The following is a 17,452-nucleotide window of genomic DNA, read 5'->3' on the forward strand; positions in this document are numbered from 1 at the left end:
TCATTATTATACAAACATACTGATGACGAGAATGAACGCAAGCCCCGCCACCGACAGCAGCGTTTCCATCACGGTCCAAGATTTCAGCGTCTGCGGAACGGACATGTTGAAGAACTCTTTGACCATCCAGAAACCGGCGTCGTTGACATGGGACAGAACGAGGGAACCCGCGCCCGTTGCCAGCGCGACAAGTTCAGGGCTCGCCCCGGGATTCAGCGCCAGCACCGGAGCGACGATGCCTGCGGCCGTCGTCATGGCCACGGTAGCCGAACCGGTCGCCACGCGGATCAACGCCGCTACGAACCATGCGAACAAAATGATGTTGATATTCGCGGAAGTGGCGATTTGCGCGATCGCGTCGCCGACGCCGCTGTTAATGAGCACCTGCTTGAACGCGCCGCCTCCGCCGATGATCAAAATGATCGTTGCCGTCGGAGCCAGGCATTCGCTCGTGAATTTGGAAATCTGGTCTTTGGTGAAACCGCGCGAGAAGCCGAGCGAAAAGAAGGAAAAGACGACCGCGATCAAAAGCGCGATCACTTCATGCCCGATAAACTCGCAAAATACGGTAAATCCATACTTGGCATTCGGATCGATAATGGTGGCGATCGAACCGATCAGCATCAGAATAACAGGAAGCAGGATCGTAAACAAGGTAATGCCGAAGCCCGGCAGCTTGCGCTCGCCGCTGGACGAAAACTGCTCCGCCAGCTCCGCCGGCGGCTCGACCTTGATCCGTTTGCCGATCCATTTGCCGAAAAGAGGTCCTGCCACGATCGCCGACGGCAGGCCGACGATCAAGGAATATAATATGGTTCTACCCAAATCGGCTTTGTATGCATCAATCGCGATCATGGGTGCCGGATGCGGCGGAACCAGACCGTGCACGGTGGAAAGCCCCGCCAAAATCGGAATCCCGATTTGCAGGAGCGACATTTTGGTTTTCCGCGCGACCGTAAACACGATTGGAATGAGCAGAATGACGCCCACTTCAAAAAACACCGGAATCCCGACGATAAAGCCGACGATCATCATCGCCCAGTGCACGCGTTTTTCGCCGAAGCGGTTAACCAGCGTCGTGGCGATTTGCTCGGCACCGCCGGACTCGGCCATCATCTTGCCGAGCATCGTGCCGAGGCCGATGACGATGGCGATCGTGCTTAACGTTCCGCCAAGCCCTTTCGTTACCGAGTCGACGATATCAAGCGGTTTCATGCCCGTCAAAAAGCCGAGGATCAGCGCCGACAGCAGCAGCGTAACGAACGGGTTCCACTTGAATTTGGCGATAAATACGATCAAAAACGCAATCGCGACAAGCGTCCAAACGATCAGCGTCCAATTATGGCTCATACCGAAAATACTGGACATCAAGACAACCTACCTTTCTTCACCTGGTTTTTCTGGATGATTTATGAATTCCCTTCAAATTATCATGCCCATTTGCCAGCATTTAATTTAAGTATTGGTATACTTGTCGACAACTTTGAGCGGCAACGTCCGCGTAGGGACATGTGCCGACCGCTTCAGGATGTACGGCCGGGGATGCTGCTGTGAAGCGTTTTCCTGGAATCCGCGAAATATTCCCTGACCACCTGTTCGATGACGTCTCTTTTGCGGGATTCCAAGCCTTTCATGATCGTATAATGTTTGTCGATGACCGAGTGCAGCTTTTGTTCGCCTTTCGAAAAAATTTCGTCGGTCGTGAGCAGCATGACGGTCATGACGATCGGCCGGATGCTCTTCCAAAGATGCAAAATCCGGTTATGGTTCGCGGCCGTAATGATCGTTTCATGAAAGGATAAATCCTGGTAAGAAAATTCCACGGCGTCGTTATGTTTCATCGCCAGCTCCATTTTGTCCACGATCCGCTGGAGGCAGCCGAGCAAACCGGTCACATCCGATTGGGCCAGCCGCTGCTGGGCGAAGCTTTCAATCAAAAAACGAACGTCGTACAGCTCTTCGACATCCGTGACATCCAGACCGACCACGACGGCCCCCATGCGCTCAAGCCGGATCAGTCCTTCGCTTGAGAGCGTTTTTAAAGCCTCCCGCACCGGGGAACGGCTTGTGCCGAACTCGGAAGCCACCCAATTTTCCGAAATGGTCTCGCCCGTCTTGATCGTTCCGTTGATGATTCGAAGCCTCAGCTCGCACGCGATGGTTTCCCCAAGGGATGCGTTCTGCAGCCAGGCTGAAGGATACTGCAACATCAGACAACTCTCCTATTTCAAGGATTGTTTATCAATCCCGATTCGTAAGCATACTAATAGGATTTTATCATATCCGCGCAGTGCCGTTCCAACCTTTCGCAGTTTTTCATCCTGAACCGATTTTCAATATCACAAGTATACTTGTCGACAACTTAGAACCTTTTTTATTTTAAATCAGAACCCGGCATCTGTAAACCTTATTTTGAAAGCGCTTCAAAGCAATGTTTTCCAGCTATTTTGACCATGAAATTTCCTTCCGTTTCTTGATCTGCGCCGGGTTCGGGCTTCGTCCCCCTCCTTTCATGCATGCTTTTAGCTGGAATATTTTAGCCGTCATCAAAAAGAAAGCTGCTAAAAAAATTATTTTACGTTTCGTTTTCATAGCTGTTTTCAAGGAATTGATCGCATAAAAACGGAAATGATTCGCAGTCCAGGCAGCCGTTATATGCAGGGATAGAGCCCGGAGATTTGCTCCGGCTCCATCCTTGGTTCGCGCAAAGCCAAGCTCCTTCCTACGACCCCAAATCCCAGGCCGAGTGGATTTTCGGGACGTCGTTGATGAGCTGCCGGGTATACCCGTGCTGCGGATTCAGGATCATGTCCTCGGCGGGGCCGCTTTCGACGATTTTCCCCTTTTCCATAATGTAGATCGTATCGCTTACGTAATAAGCCAGCCCTACGTCATGCGTAATGAAGATGATCGTCATTTCGTTTTCGTCCCGCAGCTTCAGCAGCATATCGAGAATCGTCGAACGGGAGCACGCGTCCACCATGGACGTCGGCTCGTCGGCGATGAGCACCTTCGGGTGCAGCATGAAAATCCGGGCGATCATCAGCCGCTGCATCTGGCCGCCGGACAGCTCGAACGGGTATTTGTTGTGCAGCTCCTCGAATTTGAGATTGACGAAGGAACAGGCTTCCTGCATTTTGCGGTACCGCTCTTCCTTCGTCAGCTTGAGCCCCTGCAGCTTAATGCAATCGAGCAGCAATTTTTCCACCCGGTAAAACAGGTTAAACGACGAAAACGGATCCTGAAAAATCGCCTGGATATCTTTCCAATACCGTTTCCGGTCGGCATGGGACTTCAAACGGCGGGGCTGCCCTTTATATTCGATGACCCCGGAGGATTCCTTCAGAAGGCCCATGATCATTTTGGCCAGCGTCGTTTTGCCGCTTCCGCTTTCGCCGACGATCGAAATGATTTCCCCTTTATGAAAATCGAAATCCACCGCATCCACGGCGGTCGTCTTTTGGCTGCCATAACCGAACACTTTTGTGAGGCCTCTGCCGCGGATCAACAGATCACGATGGTTCATTCGCATACCACTCCTTCAGCGTTTCCGTTTCAAACAGGCAGCGGTACAGATGGTTCCCGCTCGCGCGAATCGGCACCTTGCCGGTTTTGCATTCGCTTTGCGCAAAGGAACAGCGTTCCGCAAACCGGCAGCCGGGCGGCACCTGCTTCAGATTCGGCGGAGCTCCGGGAATCGCGGCCAGCTTTTGGCCTTTCATGCCTTCCTCCGGAACGAGGATGGAACCCATCAATTTTTTCGTATACGGATGGACGGGATCAAAAATCATCTGCTCCGCCGTGCCCCGCTCGACGATTTCGCCCGCGTACATGACCATGATTTCGTCCGTGACATGATAAAGCAGCGGCAGCTCATGCGTGATAAAAACGAGCGACCGGATATACTTTTTGTCCAGCAGATCCTTCAGCAGCTTGATGACCGCTTTCTGCGAAGTGACGTCCAGCGCGGAAGTCGGCTCGTCGGCGATCAGCACTTTCGGATTCAGGATGGTGGAAATGGCGATGACCGTCCGCTGCTTCATCCCTCCCGACAGCTCGCTCGGATACGATTTCAGCACCTTTTCCGGCAGATTCAGCGTCTTAAACCGATCCGCCGCCAGCTCCCATACCTGCTTTTTGGACAATTCGGGCCGGTGCTCCTTCATGATGTCTTCGATAAACCGGATGATTCGCAGCGTCGGATTAAGCGCGTTCATCGCCGCCTGCGGGATATAGGCAATTTCGCGCCCGGATACTTTCGACCTCAGCTGCTCCTTGCTCAGCTTCATAATGTCGTTGCCGGAGATTCGGATGGAACCGCTGCCGTAATGAAGGGGCGGGAAATAAAAGCCCATCAGGCTGAGCGCAAGCGTCGATTTTCCGCAGCCCGATTCTCCCGCGATGCCGAGCGTCTTCCCCTCCTCCAGATTAAAATCGACGCCGTCCACCGCAAACACCTTTTCCTTCAGGCGGGTTTTATAATAGGTCTTCAGGCCGCCGACCTCCAAAATGTTCGTGCTCATACGCCTTAGCTCCTTATTTTCGGATTAAAGATCTCGTCCATGCCCGTGTTCATCATGTAGAGGGAGAACGTAATCAGCGCGATCGATAACGCCGCCGGGATAAAAGCCCACCAAGCCCCCGCCACCGGCGCCTCGAACACGAGCGCCCAGTTCATGATGATGCCGAGCGAAATGGTGTTGTACGGCCCCAGGCCGAGCATGGAGATCGACGCCTCCGACAGGATGCCCGAGGCGGTTTGCAACACAAACGCCATGACGACGTACGAAGCGATATACGGGAGAATTTCGAAAACGATGATTTTGGGCGTGCTGTGGCCGGATATTTTGGCGATATGGACGTGATCCCGGTTTCGCAGCGACGTGGTCTGCGCCCTGACCGCCCTCGCGGTCCACGGCCAGCTCGTCATGCCGATGATGATTGCGGTCACGAGCGAGCTGCGCGAATTGATACTGACCGAAATGAGGATCAGAATGACGAATGACGGGATGACGATAAAAATGTTCGTGACGGCGGTCAGCAGGTTATCGATCATGCCGCCGACGTAGCCGGAAACCAGACCGATGAAAAGGCCGATGACGGTGGCGAACACGCCGGCGATCAGCCCGACGCGGATGGAGGTCCGGATGCCGTACATCAGCTCGAGAAACAAATCGCGCCCGAAATTGTCCGAGCCAAGCCACAAGTTTGCGTCCGGGGGCTGGAAGGCGAGGGCGATCATCTCCAGCGGGTCCTTGCGGTTGATTTGCGGGTAGATCAGCACGAGCGCAAGCATCAGCAGGAACAATACGGCGCCGATCATGAACTTCGGCGATTTCAGAAGAATAGCGAACGAATTTTTCATCTCACTGTTCCTCCATTTGCGAGGCTTTGATTCTCGGGTCGATCAATCCGTAAACCATGTCGATCGTAAAATTGGCGAGCAGCACGGTGATGGCGATCAGCAGCGTGCAGCCGGAGATCAGCGGATAATCCAATTGGCGGATCGCCGTGAACATCCATGTGCCAAGTCCCGGGTAACTGAACACGATTTCGCAGATCAGGGAGCCGCCGACCATCGTCCCGAGGGACAGAGCCAGTCCCGTAATTTGCGGAAGCATGGCGTTGCGGAACACGTACCTGGCGATTTTCGAATCCCGGATGCCCAGCAGCTTCGCGTACAGCACGTAATCGGCGTTCAGCTCGTAAATGGACATTTCGCGCATCCCGATGGCCTGCCCGCCGATCGTCACGAGCACGATGGACAAAAACGGCAGCGTATGATGGCGGAGCACCGAGCCGATAAATTCGAAGCTAAGGCTTGGCACCATCTGAAAATCGTAACCGCCGGAGAGCGGAAACCACCCCAGGGTGAGCGCAAACAGGTACAACATGATGATGGCAAGCGTAAAAAACGGGATCGAGTTGATAAACAAGGCCACCGGAAAAATCGCTTTGTCGAAGACGCCTTTTTTATAAGCGGCTACCGCCCCGAGGACGTTGCCCAAAATCCAGCCGACCAAAATGGCGGGAAGCTGAAGCCCGACCGTCCACGGCACGGCGGAAGCCAAAATGTCGGTCACCTTTTTCGGGTACAGTCCGAAGGAGGTTCCCCAGTCCCCGGTGAACAGGTTTTTGACGTAGATGAGAAACTGCATCCAAATCGGCTTGTCGATCCCGAATTCGGCCATAAACGTCTCATAGACGCGTTTGATCGTGTCGCTGTCCGTCATGCCCTGGGACATTTGCGAAACGATCATGCTTACGGGATTGCCTTCGATCATCCGCGGCAGGAAAAAGTTCAGCGCGATGGCGATCGCGAGCGTCAGCACGTACCAAAACAGCTTTTTCACGAAATATCTCGAATAGGCGTTCACGAAAAGCTCCCCCCTTCGGACTTGCGCGGCGGAATATCATGCTGCCGGTGACGGAGAGCCCGCATAGGAACGGCCCGGAAAGCCGTCCTTATGCAGGCTGCGTGCATGTTTGCTTTTGTCCGTCGCCCGAACATGATCGGGTTCCGGATGCGCGGTATCCTCAGTTATGAATCTGGTACAAGGCCCGGATGCCCGCGCCGTCCATGGCGATTTGCGGCGGAATGTTGCTGCCGTCCCCGTCGACGGGGAACCCCTTCCATACGGATTCGTTGACGGTGTGGAACACCCACGGGCGGTACATCAGCGGAACGGAAGGGATATCCGTCAGCCAGATTTTCGTCAGCTCGGTATACAGGTTTTTCAGCTGCGCTTCGTCGGTGACGGTCGGGATTTGGTCGATGATTTGGTCGGCCTTGTCGTTTTTGTAGCGTCCCCAGTTCCAGAACGCCATTTCTCCGGCAGGCGCCACGCCTTTCGAGTACATGATGTCATGGGCCCGGCTCCAAGGCTGGCTCGGATTGACGCCGCCGGCCGGCGTGTTCATGATGATGTCGAATTTGCCTGTTTGCAGGTCGTTCGTCCATACCGGAGCTTCCGGGAATTTCGTGCGGATTTCGATGCCGATCGCCTTCGCGCTTTGCGCGACGATTTCGAGCGCCGCGTTCCAGTCGGACCAGCCGTACGGGCATTCGATTTCATACGGACCGAGGCGGGTGCCGTTCAGGACGCGGATGCCGTCCTTGCCTTTTTGGGCCCCGATTTTGTCGAGCAGTTCATTGGCCGCTTTGACGTCCGTCGTCCACTGGAGCGGTTTGATCGCGTCTTTGTCGACGTATTTGGATTCGGCGTCGGTATTCAGCGTCAAGGAAGGTTCCATCGCCGCCGAGTAGCCGCTCATCGCCAGATCCGATATTTTTTTGTAGTCGATGGCCATCGCGATGGCGCGGCGGACGTCGGCGTTGTCGAGCCCTTTTTTCGACATGTTGAAGAAGATGGACGGCATGGAACCCGGCACGTAATACGGAGCGTCCTCCAGGAACGTCTTGATCGGCGCTCCCTTTTCCCACATGTTCCAGACCTGCGGAATGAACTGCTGCGATACGTCCACTTGGCCGCTCTTGAACGCCAGGTCGCCGGCCGCGTTATCCTTGTAAATGACGTGCGTGATGTATTTCGGGGCCGGCAGTTTGCCGAACAGCGATTTGCCCCAATAATTGTCGTCGCGTTCGATCGTGATTTTCTGGTCGTTGTAGAAATACAGCTTGTATGGGCCCGTGCCGACCGGGTTATCGTTGACTTCTTTCCGGATGGCGGACAGGTCGTTGCCCGCTTTCTTTTCGATTTCCTCCCAAATATGCTTCGGAAGCATCGGGATCAGTTCAATGCTGTCCAGCACCCTCAGCCGGTTGGGATTATCCTTGTTCAGCTTGATGTTGACGGCATTCGCCCCGTCGGCCGTTACTTCGGAAATATTCGTCCAATAGCTGCTCCAGTTGATGTCGTATTTTTTGCCGAGCTCGTAAGTATAAACGACGTCCTCCGAAGTGAACGGCTTGCCGTCGTTCCATTTCGCGTCCTTGTTCAGTTCGACATGCAGCGTATCGTCCTTCCATTCGTATTTGGTTCCGAGCAGCGGCTCAAGCGCCCCGTCCAGCTGGTTGATCATGAACAACGTTTCGTACACCAGCTCCCGGGAATTGCCGTAATTGATCGGAAAAGCCGGATTGCCGCTCAGCAGGTTGAAGTTCGTCGGTGCTCCCCACTGCAGGCCGTTGACGTACAACGTTTCGTTTCGCGGCGTTTCCTTGGCGTCGCCTTTGGAGGTTCCGGTCGCGGGTTCTTTGGAAGGCTCCGTCTGATTGCCCGAAGGCGGTTTGTTTCCTTCCTGCGTTTTCGGCGTTTCCGAAGCGGACGGCGGCTGCACGGTTTGGCAGCCTGCGATGAGAACTCCCGCCATCAAAAGCGCCATCAGCGGTTTCGAAGCGAATTTCAGCCTCATGAACATTCCCCCATTCGTCACATTGACACGTTGGATCTTGAATCTTAAATTGCACCGACCGTTTCTAAAACGTATTCTGCAAGCGCTTTCTAAAACCTATGATCGAAGGGATCAGGTTCATTCCATCTTATTATCAAAATTCTCAGGAAGTTTTGACCTTCGAGAATGTACGATTGTTTTTTAGATGAGGATTTTGCAAAAATCCAATACATCCCTGGAACTTATACCGACTGGTATAGGATAAATACGGTTATTTATGTAACAATTGACAGTTAATGAAGTTTTATTTATGGTTGTAATACGGGTGGTGGAATATGGGGAAAAAGATAGGAAACAATTTGTACATTCCTTGCTTTATCTTATTTTTATCAATGATGTCACTGTTTATAGGAATAATGAATAAATTCAATCTAGCAAACAAAATAATTACACCCAGTATAGTGTTTTTAGCCGTCTTAATCAGTCTAGTCATATTGAGAGTTACGCTTCCTTACTTATAAAATTGTTAAACAATCATAAAAAGGAACGGGGAATCGGTAGATTATTCAAACGTTTTCCAAACATCCTTTATTGCCGAAGATGGATCGCAAAAAGGCTGCTTTGCAGTAAAGAATATCTTTACCGCAGAGCAGCCTGTATTTATCTTCAGGAGAACATTGTAAATAGATTACGCCTCGCTTCGGCGCGATATGATGAACAGGACGGCCCAGATCAGGACAAACCCGCAAATTTGGTGGAATTTCACGACCTCCTGGAACGCGATCCAGTTGATGAGTACACCCACCATCGGGAAGCTCAGCTCCGCGAGGGTCGCCACCGACGCTTTGGTCGTTGTCAGGCCCTTATAATACACCATGAGGCTGAACAAGCCGGGCAGCAGCGCTTGGCCAAGCAGGTTGATCGATACGGCCGTAATCGTGCCTGCGCCGGTAGGGACGTGCCAAGGATCCCCTTGATTGATCGTAATGGCGATCAGGAGCGGCAGCGCCAAAATGAAACGAAGCGAAGTGACGGTTTCGTACTCCATTTTGCCGACCATCAAACGTCCCATAACGGTCGAGCCGCCCCACAAAGCCGCCGCGCCGAGGGAAAGCAGGCTTCCTACTTTGACGAAGTCGTTGACATGGCCGAATGGGAACGTAAACCCGAAGGTGAGCAGATACGTGCCTGCCAGCGCCATGATCATCAGCCAGCCGAACTTCTTCGGCAGCTTTTCCTTCAGCAGCACACGCGCCATAAGGATGGCGAAAATCGGCTGCAGCTTCTACAGCAGCAATACCGCGTTCAAATTGCCGTGGGTCAGCCCCAGCGTAAACAAAATGGTCGCGATTGCCGAGCCGCCCCAGGACAGGAACAGCAGCGCGCCGATATGGCGCAGCTTGAGCCCTTTTAATTCGGAGCGGTGCTTCCAAAGCATCGGCCCCACGAACAGCGCGATGATGATATGTTCGAGCAAAACGATCTGCGTCGGCGTGATCTGCTCGCGCAGCAAAATGATCCGGAAGAGCGGATCCGCTCCCCACAATGCCGCCCCGAGCACGACCAGCCAAAAGCCGGTTTTCGGACGGACCGCCTGCTTGCGCATGGCGGGATTCAGCTTATACTTGTTGCTTACGTTTTCCATATTCCTAATCCCCTTGCCTGAATACGGAGTCAACATTGGAAAACCCCCGTATATCGACCGAAATCGACAAAACGGGGGCTGATCAAATAAGCCTGCGGAAATGTTACGAAAAAACAATTCCGGCAAACCTGCTCTATTGATCTTCTCCCATCCGGACTTTACCGTCGGCCCTGGAATCCCACCAGGTCAGTCGCTGCCTTTCAATCGCTTGAAAAGCAGGAGTCGCGGGCTTGACGTCGCTTTGGCGTTCAAGGACGTTCACCGCCGGTCAGGAATTTCACCTTACCCCGAAGATCCATATTCATATTTTTAGTATTGGTTTAAGTTCGTTCATACCATGATACTGCGTCATCGTATGAAAAAGCAACCCGAATGGTTACTTACATAAGTATAGCACATATCTTCGATTTAGCGGAAGCTTCTTTCGATAAAGAATTTTTTCCATGCTATCGATATTTTCAATAGCATTATTTCTGCTGCAGCAATGCCGAAATGACGACCACCGCCTCGGCGCGGGTCGCATGGGCGTTCGGCGCAAATAAGCCGCCGCTTCGCCCGCTCATGATGCCCCGCTGTGCCGCCGTCTCGGCGTAAGGCTTGGCCCAGGCGGGGATTTGCGCGCCGTCGGCAAAAGCAGGATTGCCGCCGCCCGCCGGCGCTTCGCTCGAAGGCAGCGAACGGACGGCCATAGCTGCCATTTCCGCCCGCGTCATCTTCCTCGCCGGCCCGAACGATCCATCGGCGTAACCGTTCATAATCCCCCGGACTACCGCCTCTTCCACGAAAGGCAGTCCCCATGCCGGAATGTTCTTCGCATCCTTAAATTGGACAGGCTGGCGGGCAGCGTCGTCCGCCCCCAGGGCCCGGATCAGCATGGCGGCCCATTCGATCCGCGTCACTTCCTTGCCCGGTTGGAACGTCCCGTTCGCGTAACCCGTCACCCAGCCTTGCTGCACGGCCTGCTCGATGGCGTCCTTGGCCCAGTGCCCGCCGATATCTTTCAGGGCAGCCGGTGCGGGGACGCTTCCTTCCTTGATCGAAATGGACGCGGCAACGACCTGGCTTGCGGCAGCATTCAGCCTGGAGTCCACCAGTTTGACGTCATGCAGCGAAACGGCGGCGCTTCCCTTCTGCAGCCTCGCGAAATCAACGGCGGCCAATTGAACGGTGCCGTTGTCGCCGGCCGTTTTGCCTACCTTGGTATGCGCGATCCGGACCGTCCCGTTGCGGACGATCGGATCGACGGAAAAACCGTTCGGGCCTGCTGATGCGCTTTGATAGGAAAGCTTCTGCGCATCGTATTTCAGCGTGAAATCGTAAGCGTACAGATCTTTAAGATGTTCCCCCGTCACGACGACCGTAATCTGATTCCCGCTGGACGTTGATTGCAGAGAGACGAAGGGGGTGGCGGCGTCATCCGCCGACGCCTGCGTTTGTGCGGCAAACCACCCGAATACGAGCACGAGTCCGAGAATAGAGGCTAACTTTTTCAGCAATGGGCTTCATCCTTTCGAACATGCCAATCGCAGAAAACGGCATACGGCCGCCTCCTGCGATGGGTGTTGGATTCATCCTTCGTTGGTTTATTTGCCGTACCAATCGCCGATAATCATTTGGGCGACGCCGGCCAGCGCGCGGATCGTGATTTCCCCTTCATTGAAAAGATCGGCGGAGGCCACGCGGCTCCAGTTGCCGTCGGCCGATGTGATGCCGAAATATTTGGCCATGATCGACAGGTCCTGCACCGTAATGTTGCCCGTTCCCGGCACCAGCGTGATCAGCTTCGTTTTGAAGACCGCCACGGCATTGCCGAGCGCCGTTGTCGCTGCGTCAACCTGTGCCTGGGAAACCCCGGAGCTGTTTTTCACCGAAACGGCGGACTGGATCGCGGTTAGAAGCGCCGACTTGGACGAAGCCGGATACTGTCCGATCTTTTCGCCTGCGGCGGCGCGGTCGTATACGTTCTGAGCCGAAGCGATGGCCGCGTTTAAGGCGGACTTGTCCACAGGAACGGACGGCACCGGAATGACAGCGTTTTTGAAAGCATTGACGGCGCTCGTCAAAGCGGCCAATGCCGCATTGATTTGCGTTTGGGTAGCGGATGCATCGTTGTAAACCGCGGTCGCCGCTTGAATGGCCGCAAGCAGGTCGGACTTGGCCGCAGGCGGATATTGCCCCGGTTCGGTGCCCGTTACGGCTTGGTCCGCAAGTTTTTGCGCATCCTGGATGGCTGCATGAAGCGCGCTGCGGTCAGCCGTTGCCACTTGGATCTGAACGGCTGCGCCGCCCGTGTCGATGTCCTGCGAAGCGCCGTCCGAGGATACCGTAAATGCCGTCACCGACAATTCCGCGCTGCCGGCCGCATCCTCCCTCAGCTTGCCATGCAGTTGAAACAATTCGCCGCTTTCTTTGACCGCATTCGCCTCCCCGGTGCTTGCCAGCAGCAGCCGGATTTGTCCCGCTTCCGGCTTGATGCCCGCCGCCAGCAAATTCAAGCCTTCCCTGGAAGAAGCGACCGCCCCCTCGGCGAGAACGGGACGGCCTTCCTGATCGGTTTGCGTTTCAAACGCCATCTTGGACGGATCGTATTGGATCGTGACGTCCATTGCGGTAAAGGAATACGTCAACGCGCTGACGCCAACCGCCACGTCGACGGGAGCCCCCGCATAAGCGGAAGCCGGCCCCGTCATCGTTGCCGCATTGCTTTTCTCCGGGCCCGCTCCCGCCGGCCGGATATCTTCCAGTTTCAGCAGCTTCAGCTGGTAATTGTTTTTGAAGATGGACGAAATGCCGGTGATGTCGACCTTCGTTCCTTCCGGAAACGACTGCTTCAGCCTATCCGCTTGAACCCCCGTGCGGCTGTCCACGCGCACACGGTTGGTCACGCTTCCGTTGACCAGGTCGAATTCCAGCGAACCGGTAACGGTCTGGTAATTCCGTACAGTCATATTTTTCAGGGTAATCAGCTGCCCTTGATTGCTGTCGTTCACCGTATCTTGAACGATGGGGGCCGGCGCCGGAATGCCCGCCGAATCGTCCAGCTTGGCAACCTGAACTTCGTTCATCAGCTCGGCCTCGGAGTTGAAGACCGTTTTCTGGGCGGTTATTTTGATTTTGTCGCCTGCGTGGAATCCCGTTGCCGCGCTTGGATAGACATAGATGCCGGCGGTTCCGTCCTGCAGGTAAAATCCCGATCCGCCGAATACGCCCGGTTCGGACGTGATGACGCCTTGTACCGTCACGTAGCTGTTGTCCGCAGCGGACCTGGCGTTTCGGATCGTGGTCAGCTCCGGAATCGTCACCACCGGACCGCTACCGCCGGAACCGTAAGAGCCTGCTTTATAGGTTGTAGGATCGTACCATTTATAGCCTGCCGCCGGTGTCGTCCAGGGCTCCGTGCCGGGGATTTCGGCCGAAGTCGCCGGTTCCTCGAGCGCTCCGAGCAGCGGCGTCGGCTCGTCCAGCGTAATGCCCCGGTTTTCAAACGTCTCGTAATCCTCGTGAACGGCCAGCCATTTTACGGTTTGCACGAGGAAGACGCCGTCCTGTGCTTCGCCTTTGAATCCGTCATAGGTTTTTTTCTTGCTGCCGTTGTCTTCGCGGACGTATTTCGGGCTCGCGTCCTCCACCGGCGAAGAGTCGCCGATGAACGCGGCTTTGCCTTTTCCCAGCTTGGCGATGGCCGCATACGGTCCTTCGGCTTTGCCGCCGTTTTTGTATACGCCCCCGGTCGGGAAATTTTTCTTGTCGCTGTTTTCGACCGCGTTGTTCCAGCCGGGCACGTTTTGCGGCAGGTATACGATCCCTTTGACCCGCTTCGGATCGAGGATGACCAGCGTCGAGCCGCTGTGCATTTCGACGTCGTTGACGCCTGCCGTGATGCCGAAGGATTGGTCGTATTTGACCGCATCCGTTTTGGTCACGTCGCCGACCGAATTATAGCGGAAACGGACCCCGAAGTTTTGCCCCAGCCAATCCGTGCTGGTTACGTCCCTCATCGCTCCCGACGCGGCTTCGGCGGCAGCCATGCCTTTGATCGGGTCGCCGAAAGCTCCGCGGCGGTATCCGTTCATCACTTCGGAGGAATCCCAACGGTTCAGGTTCCGGTCGGAATTGTAATGGTCAGAGATGAAGAAAATGCTGCCGCCTTCCTTGACGTATTGCAGCATCGCGGCTTGCTCCGAAGCTTTAAAAGGAATGTTGGCTTCGCCGATGATGAACACGTCGTACGGCTTCAATTTGTTCAACGTAACGGTCGGTTCATCGTAGGCTTGGGCACTCATCGGGAGCGTCCGTTCCAGCGCATCCACCTGAAAGTTCGCTTCCCTTAAGCCGTCCGCAAAATCGGAAAAGGCTCCGTCGATCACCCAATCGGCGGCGCCGGCCGTCTGCCCGTGGCTTTGGTCAAACAGCACCTTTTTGCCGGTTCCGTCGGGAAGCGTCGTAGGCACGCCGATATTTTCGCTGCCGGGATCGGACGGATTTGGCGTTCCGCCCCCGCTTCCGGGATCCCCGCCGCCGGACCCGCCCGATAACGTGATGGCCGTCGGGCTTTTGACGCCGAACATGCCGCTGTATGCCGTCAGCGTTCCGGTGACCTGAATCTTTTTGCCGAGATTGCCGGGATTGGTTTTGAGGCCGATCTGCGGGCGGTAGCTCGCCGTCACCTGGACGTCGATCAGCTTGTCCTTGCCCGTTTCGCCGGGGGAATCCGCGATCAGCACGTTTAAGTCGTCCTGAAAACCCGAAAAAAGGAGCTTCGAATTGTAGACCTCGCCGACGATATACCCTTCGACCGTGGCGGTTTCGCCGCTGTTGTTTTTGGCGATGGCCTCGGCCACGGTAAGAACGGATGATGCCGCCTGCGCAGGCAGACTGCCAAAAAGGGCGGACAACGTCAGTATCAATGCAAAAAACGCACCGGCAAGCTGCCTGCTCCGGAATTGGAACGGAATGGCCGTTTTCATTTTCCTTACCTCCCCATGTTTTCTTGTCAAAATCGTTTTCCCCTTAAACGTAGCACCCCTGTATTATTGCAATTTGCTGAAACTGTAAAATTTTACACCTCATTCATAACATCGCCCCCAACCGATTGGTAGTTGGATTTTATATTAAAAATGAACGCCGCATAAGCGCCTTAATCCTTATCTTTGCAAAAAAAATACAGAGGTCTCGGGACATCCGAAACCTCAGCATGTCGATGAAATCTGGGAGGGGATCACTATGGCAAATATGAAAAGCGGCGCAATCCGTCGGATTTCGTATGTTGTTGGCGAACCGGCTTTGGCCCGGCAGGCATGGACGTTTCCGACGGATCCGCGGCCAAATCGATGCGGTATATGCCGTACCCGCGAGCGTCGGTCCGCCCCGTATGCGCGATCCCCGGGAAGTCCTTCACGTATCGGGCCGCCTCGGGCGAACCTGCGAAGATGACGTTGACCGGTTTCCCGATAGGGCTGAAACTCCAGTTTTCCTCCGGTTCCGCGACGAGACTGCCTTGCTCCGCAATATAATCGATCAGCGCCTGACGGTTTTCGTCCGCCGAGTCCAGCACCAGCTCCGCTTCGCGCAGGCCCGGCACGATGCCGCTGGACACGCGGTAATTGCTTGTGACCACGATCAACGGCTGCCCCGGGTCCACCGGGACCCCTTCATGCCGCAAGTCTTCGATCCGGCTCGCGCCCGGGTTCAGCAGCGTGCCGTCGGGGCCGTATTTTGCCGGCCGGGCGACGTTTACGCGATACGTAACGCCGCCGATCACGTCAAAGTTGAAGGCGGGAAACGCCGGGTTCAAAAGAGGCTGCTCGGAGGTTTCGTCCGGGTCGATGCGATTGTAGATCCCTACCGAGAACTCAAGCCATTCTTTCAGGGCGGCTCCGCTCAATTTGACGGCTTTGACGGTATTTTCGAACAAATACAGCTCCGAAGCGCTGCGGATGGCAATCGGTCCGGGCGGAATCTCCGCATAATCGTTCGGGCCGTTCCGTCCGGCTTTGAACGGCGACGAGGCCGCAAGCACGGGGAGATGCCGCAGATCCGGCGCAAACGAAGCGATCCACCGGCGGGCGTAATCCCTTTGGGCATGATTCAGCAGTTGCACGGAAGCATCCGCATGCACCAAGGAAAAATACGTATGCAGGGGAACCTCGGTCCGGCCGATGGGGGCGTTGGCATAAGCAACCGTTTGTTGATGCGCCTGCTGCAGCAGCGCGGCAATTTCGGCATCGGGTTCCGCGAACTCGCTGCCCACCTTCCCGTCGCAGATCTCCCGTACCATCGCTTTTCCATGCACCGCCTGCCATTTTCCGTCCAGCCGCCGGAGCGTCAAATCGATGATTCCGAGCATCGCCCCGCTATAGCCGGCCTGCACCGCCGGCAATCCGTTGATGGTCCCCTCCTGCCAGTCGACCGCCGGCAGCGGCGTTCCGTCCGCATGTTTAAAGGAAGCGTCCAAGGAAGCGAAATCCCTTGCCGGGAACGTCCGGTGCGTATGGGAAAACGCGATGGCGTCAATCCCCGGCACCAGGCTGAGGGGCAGCACCGCGTTTTCGGCATCGTGATCCTTCAAGGATACGCCGGCGTCAAAGCCGGTATGCGCCAGCGCAACAATGACGTCCGCTCCCTCCTCTTTCATGGCCGGAACCCATTCAAGCGCGGACAGGACCATGTCTTTGACCTGCACTTTTCCGGCCAAGTGGCCCTGGTCCCAGTCCAGAATTTGCGTCGGCGCGAATCCGATGAAGCCGATCCGGATCTCATGCGGCCGCCCCATCCCGTCGACGCAGGTTTTCGTCAAAATGACGTACGGCCGGTAGCGGTTGACGGCAAATTTCCTTCCCGCTTCCGCTTCATGCACGTATATATTGGCGTTGACGTAAGGAAAGGAAGCTCCCGCGACCACTTGATCCAAATATTCCAACCCGTAATTGAATTCATGGTTGCCGAACGTGGCCGCATCATATCCCATCGCGTTCATGGCGCGAATCGCCGGGTGAATCCAGTCCCCCGCCTTGAGCCGGTCCGGATCGACCCGTGCGGCAAACGTGCCGAGCGGCGTGCCTTGAATCAAATCCCCGTTGTCTGCCAGCAGCGCGTTTGCTGCTTCCGCCCTGGCCCGCTTCACCAAGGTCGCCGTCCGGACCAATCCGACCGCTGCATCCTTCCGGTCCCGGTAATAATCGTAATCCATCAAACAAGCATGCACGTCCGTCGTGGACATAATCCGCAGCTCGATGGACGGCTCGGCGTTTCTCCCTAAGCCGTCCGCCTGCGCATTCGGAATGCCATTCACGTTCACCACTCCTTTTCGCCTCTCCATTTGATCCTGGCTACGCCCATTATACCGTCCGCATATTAAACGGGGGTAAAATCGCCGCTTCCGGTTTTCTACCATATATAGGGACAGATTCGCAACCGCCCCGAGACCGGAAATGCGGCGGATCGGACGGATAT

Annotated in this window: 10 protein-coding genes, 1 pseudogene and 1 riboswitch; all 11 genes and pseudogenes read right to left on the reverse strand. The window is 55.4% G+C overall.

The window, feature by feature from the left end:
* Positions 1-6: 6 nt before the first annotated feature.
* Positions 7-1,368: a GntP family permease gene (locus NYE48_RS21800; protein WP_212952106.1), complete on the reverse strand. Its 1,362-nt coding sequence runs from the start codon at positions 1,366-1,368 to the stop codon at positions 7-9.
* A 155-nt stretch (positions 1,369-1,523) separates the two neighbouring features.
* On the reverse strand, positions 1,524-2,207 hold the full coding sequence (locus NYE48_RS21805; RefSeq protein ID WP_036712253.1) for a GntR family transcriptional regulator: 684 nt from the start codon (positions 2,205-2,207) through the stop codon (positions 1,524-1,526).
* Positions 2,208-2,722: 515 nt separating this feature from the next.
* The gene (locus NYE48_RS21810) at positions 2,723-3,526 is read right to left on the reverse strand and encodes an ABC transporter ATP-binding protein (RefSeq protein ID WP_212952105.1); all 804 of its coding nucleotides are present in this window, start codon (positions 3,524-3,526) and stop codon (positions 2,723-2,725) included.
* Positions 3,513-4,523: an ABC transporter ATP-binding protein gene (locus tag NYE48_RS21815; RefSeq protein WP_036712170.1), complete on the reverse strand. Its 1,011-nt coding sequence runs from the start codon at positions 4,521-4,523 to the stop codon at positions 3,513-3,515. Before NYE48_RS21815 ends, NYE48_RS21810 begins: the two co-directional genes overlap by 14 nt.
* A gap of 5 nt (positions 4,524-4,528) precedes the next feature.
* On the reverse strand, positions 4,529-5,365 hold the full coding sequence (locus NYE48_RS21820; RefSeq protein ID WP_036712173.1) for an ABC transporter permease: 837 nt from the start codon (positions 5,363-5,365) through the stop codon (positions 4,529-4,531).
* A 1-nt stretch (position 5,366) separates the two neighbouring features.
* Entirely contained in the window at positions 5,367-6,377 is a 1,011-nt protein-coding gene (locus NYE48_RS21825) for an ABC transporter permease (protein ID WP_036712176.1), read from the reverse strand.
* 160 nt (positions 6,378-6,537) lie between these two features.
* A complete protein-coding gene (locus tag NYE48_RS21830; protein WP_212952103.1) occupies positions 6,538-8,376 on the reverse strand; it encodes an ABC transporter substrate-binding protein in 1,839 nt (612 codons plus the stop codon).
* A gap of 667 nt (positions 8,377-9,043) precedes the next feature.
* Positions 9,044-10,000 (reverse strand): annotated as a pseudogene (locus NYE48_RS21835) (DMT family transporter).
* 135 nt (positions 10,001-10,135) lie between these two features.
* A riboswitch (FMN riboswitch) is annotated at positions 10,136-10,299 on the reverse strand.
* A 168-nt stretch (positions 10,300-10,467) separates the two neighbouring features.
* Positions 10,468-11,496, reverse strand: a complete 1,029-nt coding sequence (locus NYE48_RS21840) for an S-layer homology domain-containing protein (protein WP_340999944.1) — start codon at positions 11,494-11,496, stop codon at positions 10,468-10,470.
* 87 nt (positions 11,497-11,583) lie between these two features.
* Positions 11,584-14,967: a DUF6359 domain-containing protein gene (locus NYE48_RS21845; protein ID WP_340999945.1), complete on the reverse strand. Its 3,384-nt coding sequence runs from the start codon at positions 14,965-14,967 to the stop codon at positions 11,584-11,586.
* Positions 14,968-15,221: 254 nt separating this feature from the next.
* Positions 15,222-17,300 carry a bifunctional 2',3'-cyclic-nucleotide 2'-phosphodiesterase/3'-nucleotidase gene (locus NYE48_RS21850; RefSeq protein ID WP_340999946.1) on the reverse strand — a complete coding sequence of 693 codons (2,079 nt, stop codon included), beginning with the start codon at positions 17,298-17,300 and terminating at the stop codon, positions 15,222-15,224.
* Between the last annotated feature and the right edge of the window lie 152 nt (positions 17,301-17,452).

The sequence above is a fragment of the Paenibacillus sp. FSL M7-1455 genome, from assembly GCF_038004655.1.
GTDB lineage: Bacteria > Bacillota > Bacilli > Paenibacillales > Paenibacillaceae > Paenibacillus_AQ > Paenibacillus_AQ cookii.

Coding starts and splice junctions, on each gene's coding strand:
- NYE48_RS21800 (WP_212952106.1), bottom strand. CDS start 1,368: ATGTCCAGTATTTTCGGTATGAGCCATAATTGGACGCTGATCGTTTGG.
- NYE48_RS21810 (WP_212952105.1), bottom strand. CDS start 3,526: ATGAACCATCGTGATCTGTTGATCCGCGGCAGAGGCCTCACAAAAGTG.
- NYE48_RS21815 (WP_036712170.1), bottom strand. CDS start 4,523: ATGAGCACGAACATTTTGGAGGTCGGCGGCCTGAAGACCTATTATAAA.
- NYE48_RS21820 (WP_036712173.1), bottom strand. CDS start 5,365: ATGAAAAATTCGTTCGCTATTCTTCTGAAATCGCCGAAGTTCATGATC.
- NYE48_RS21830 (WP_212952103.1), bottom strand. CDS start 8,376: ATGAGGCTGAAATTCGCTTCGAAACCGCTGATGGCGCTTTTGATGGCG.
- NYE48_RS21845 (WP_340999945.1), bottom strand. CDS start 14,967: ATGAAAACGGCCATTCCGTTCCAATTCCGGAGCAGGCAGCTTGCCGGT.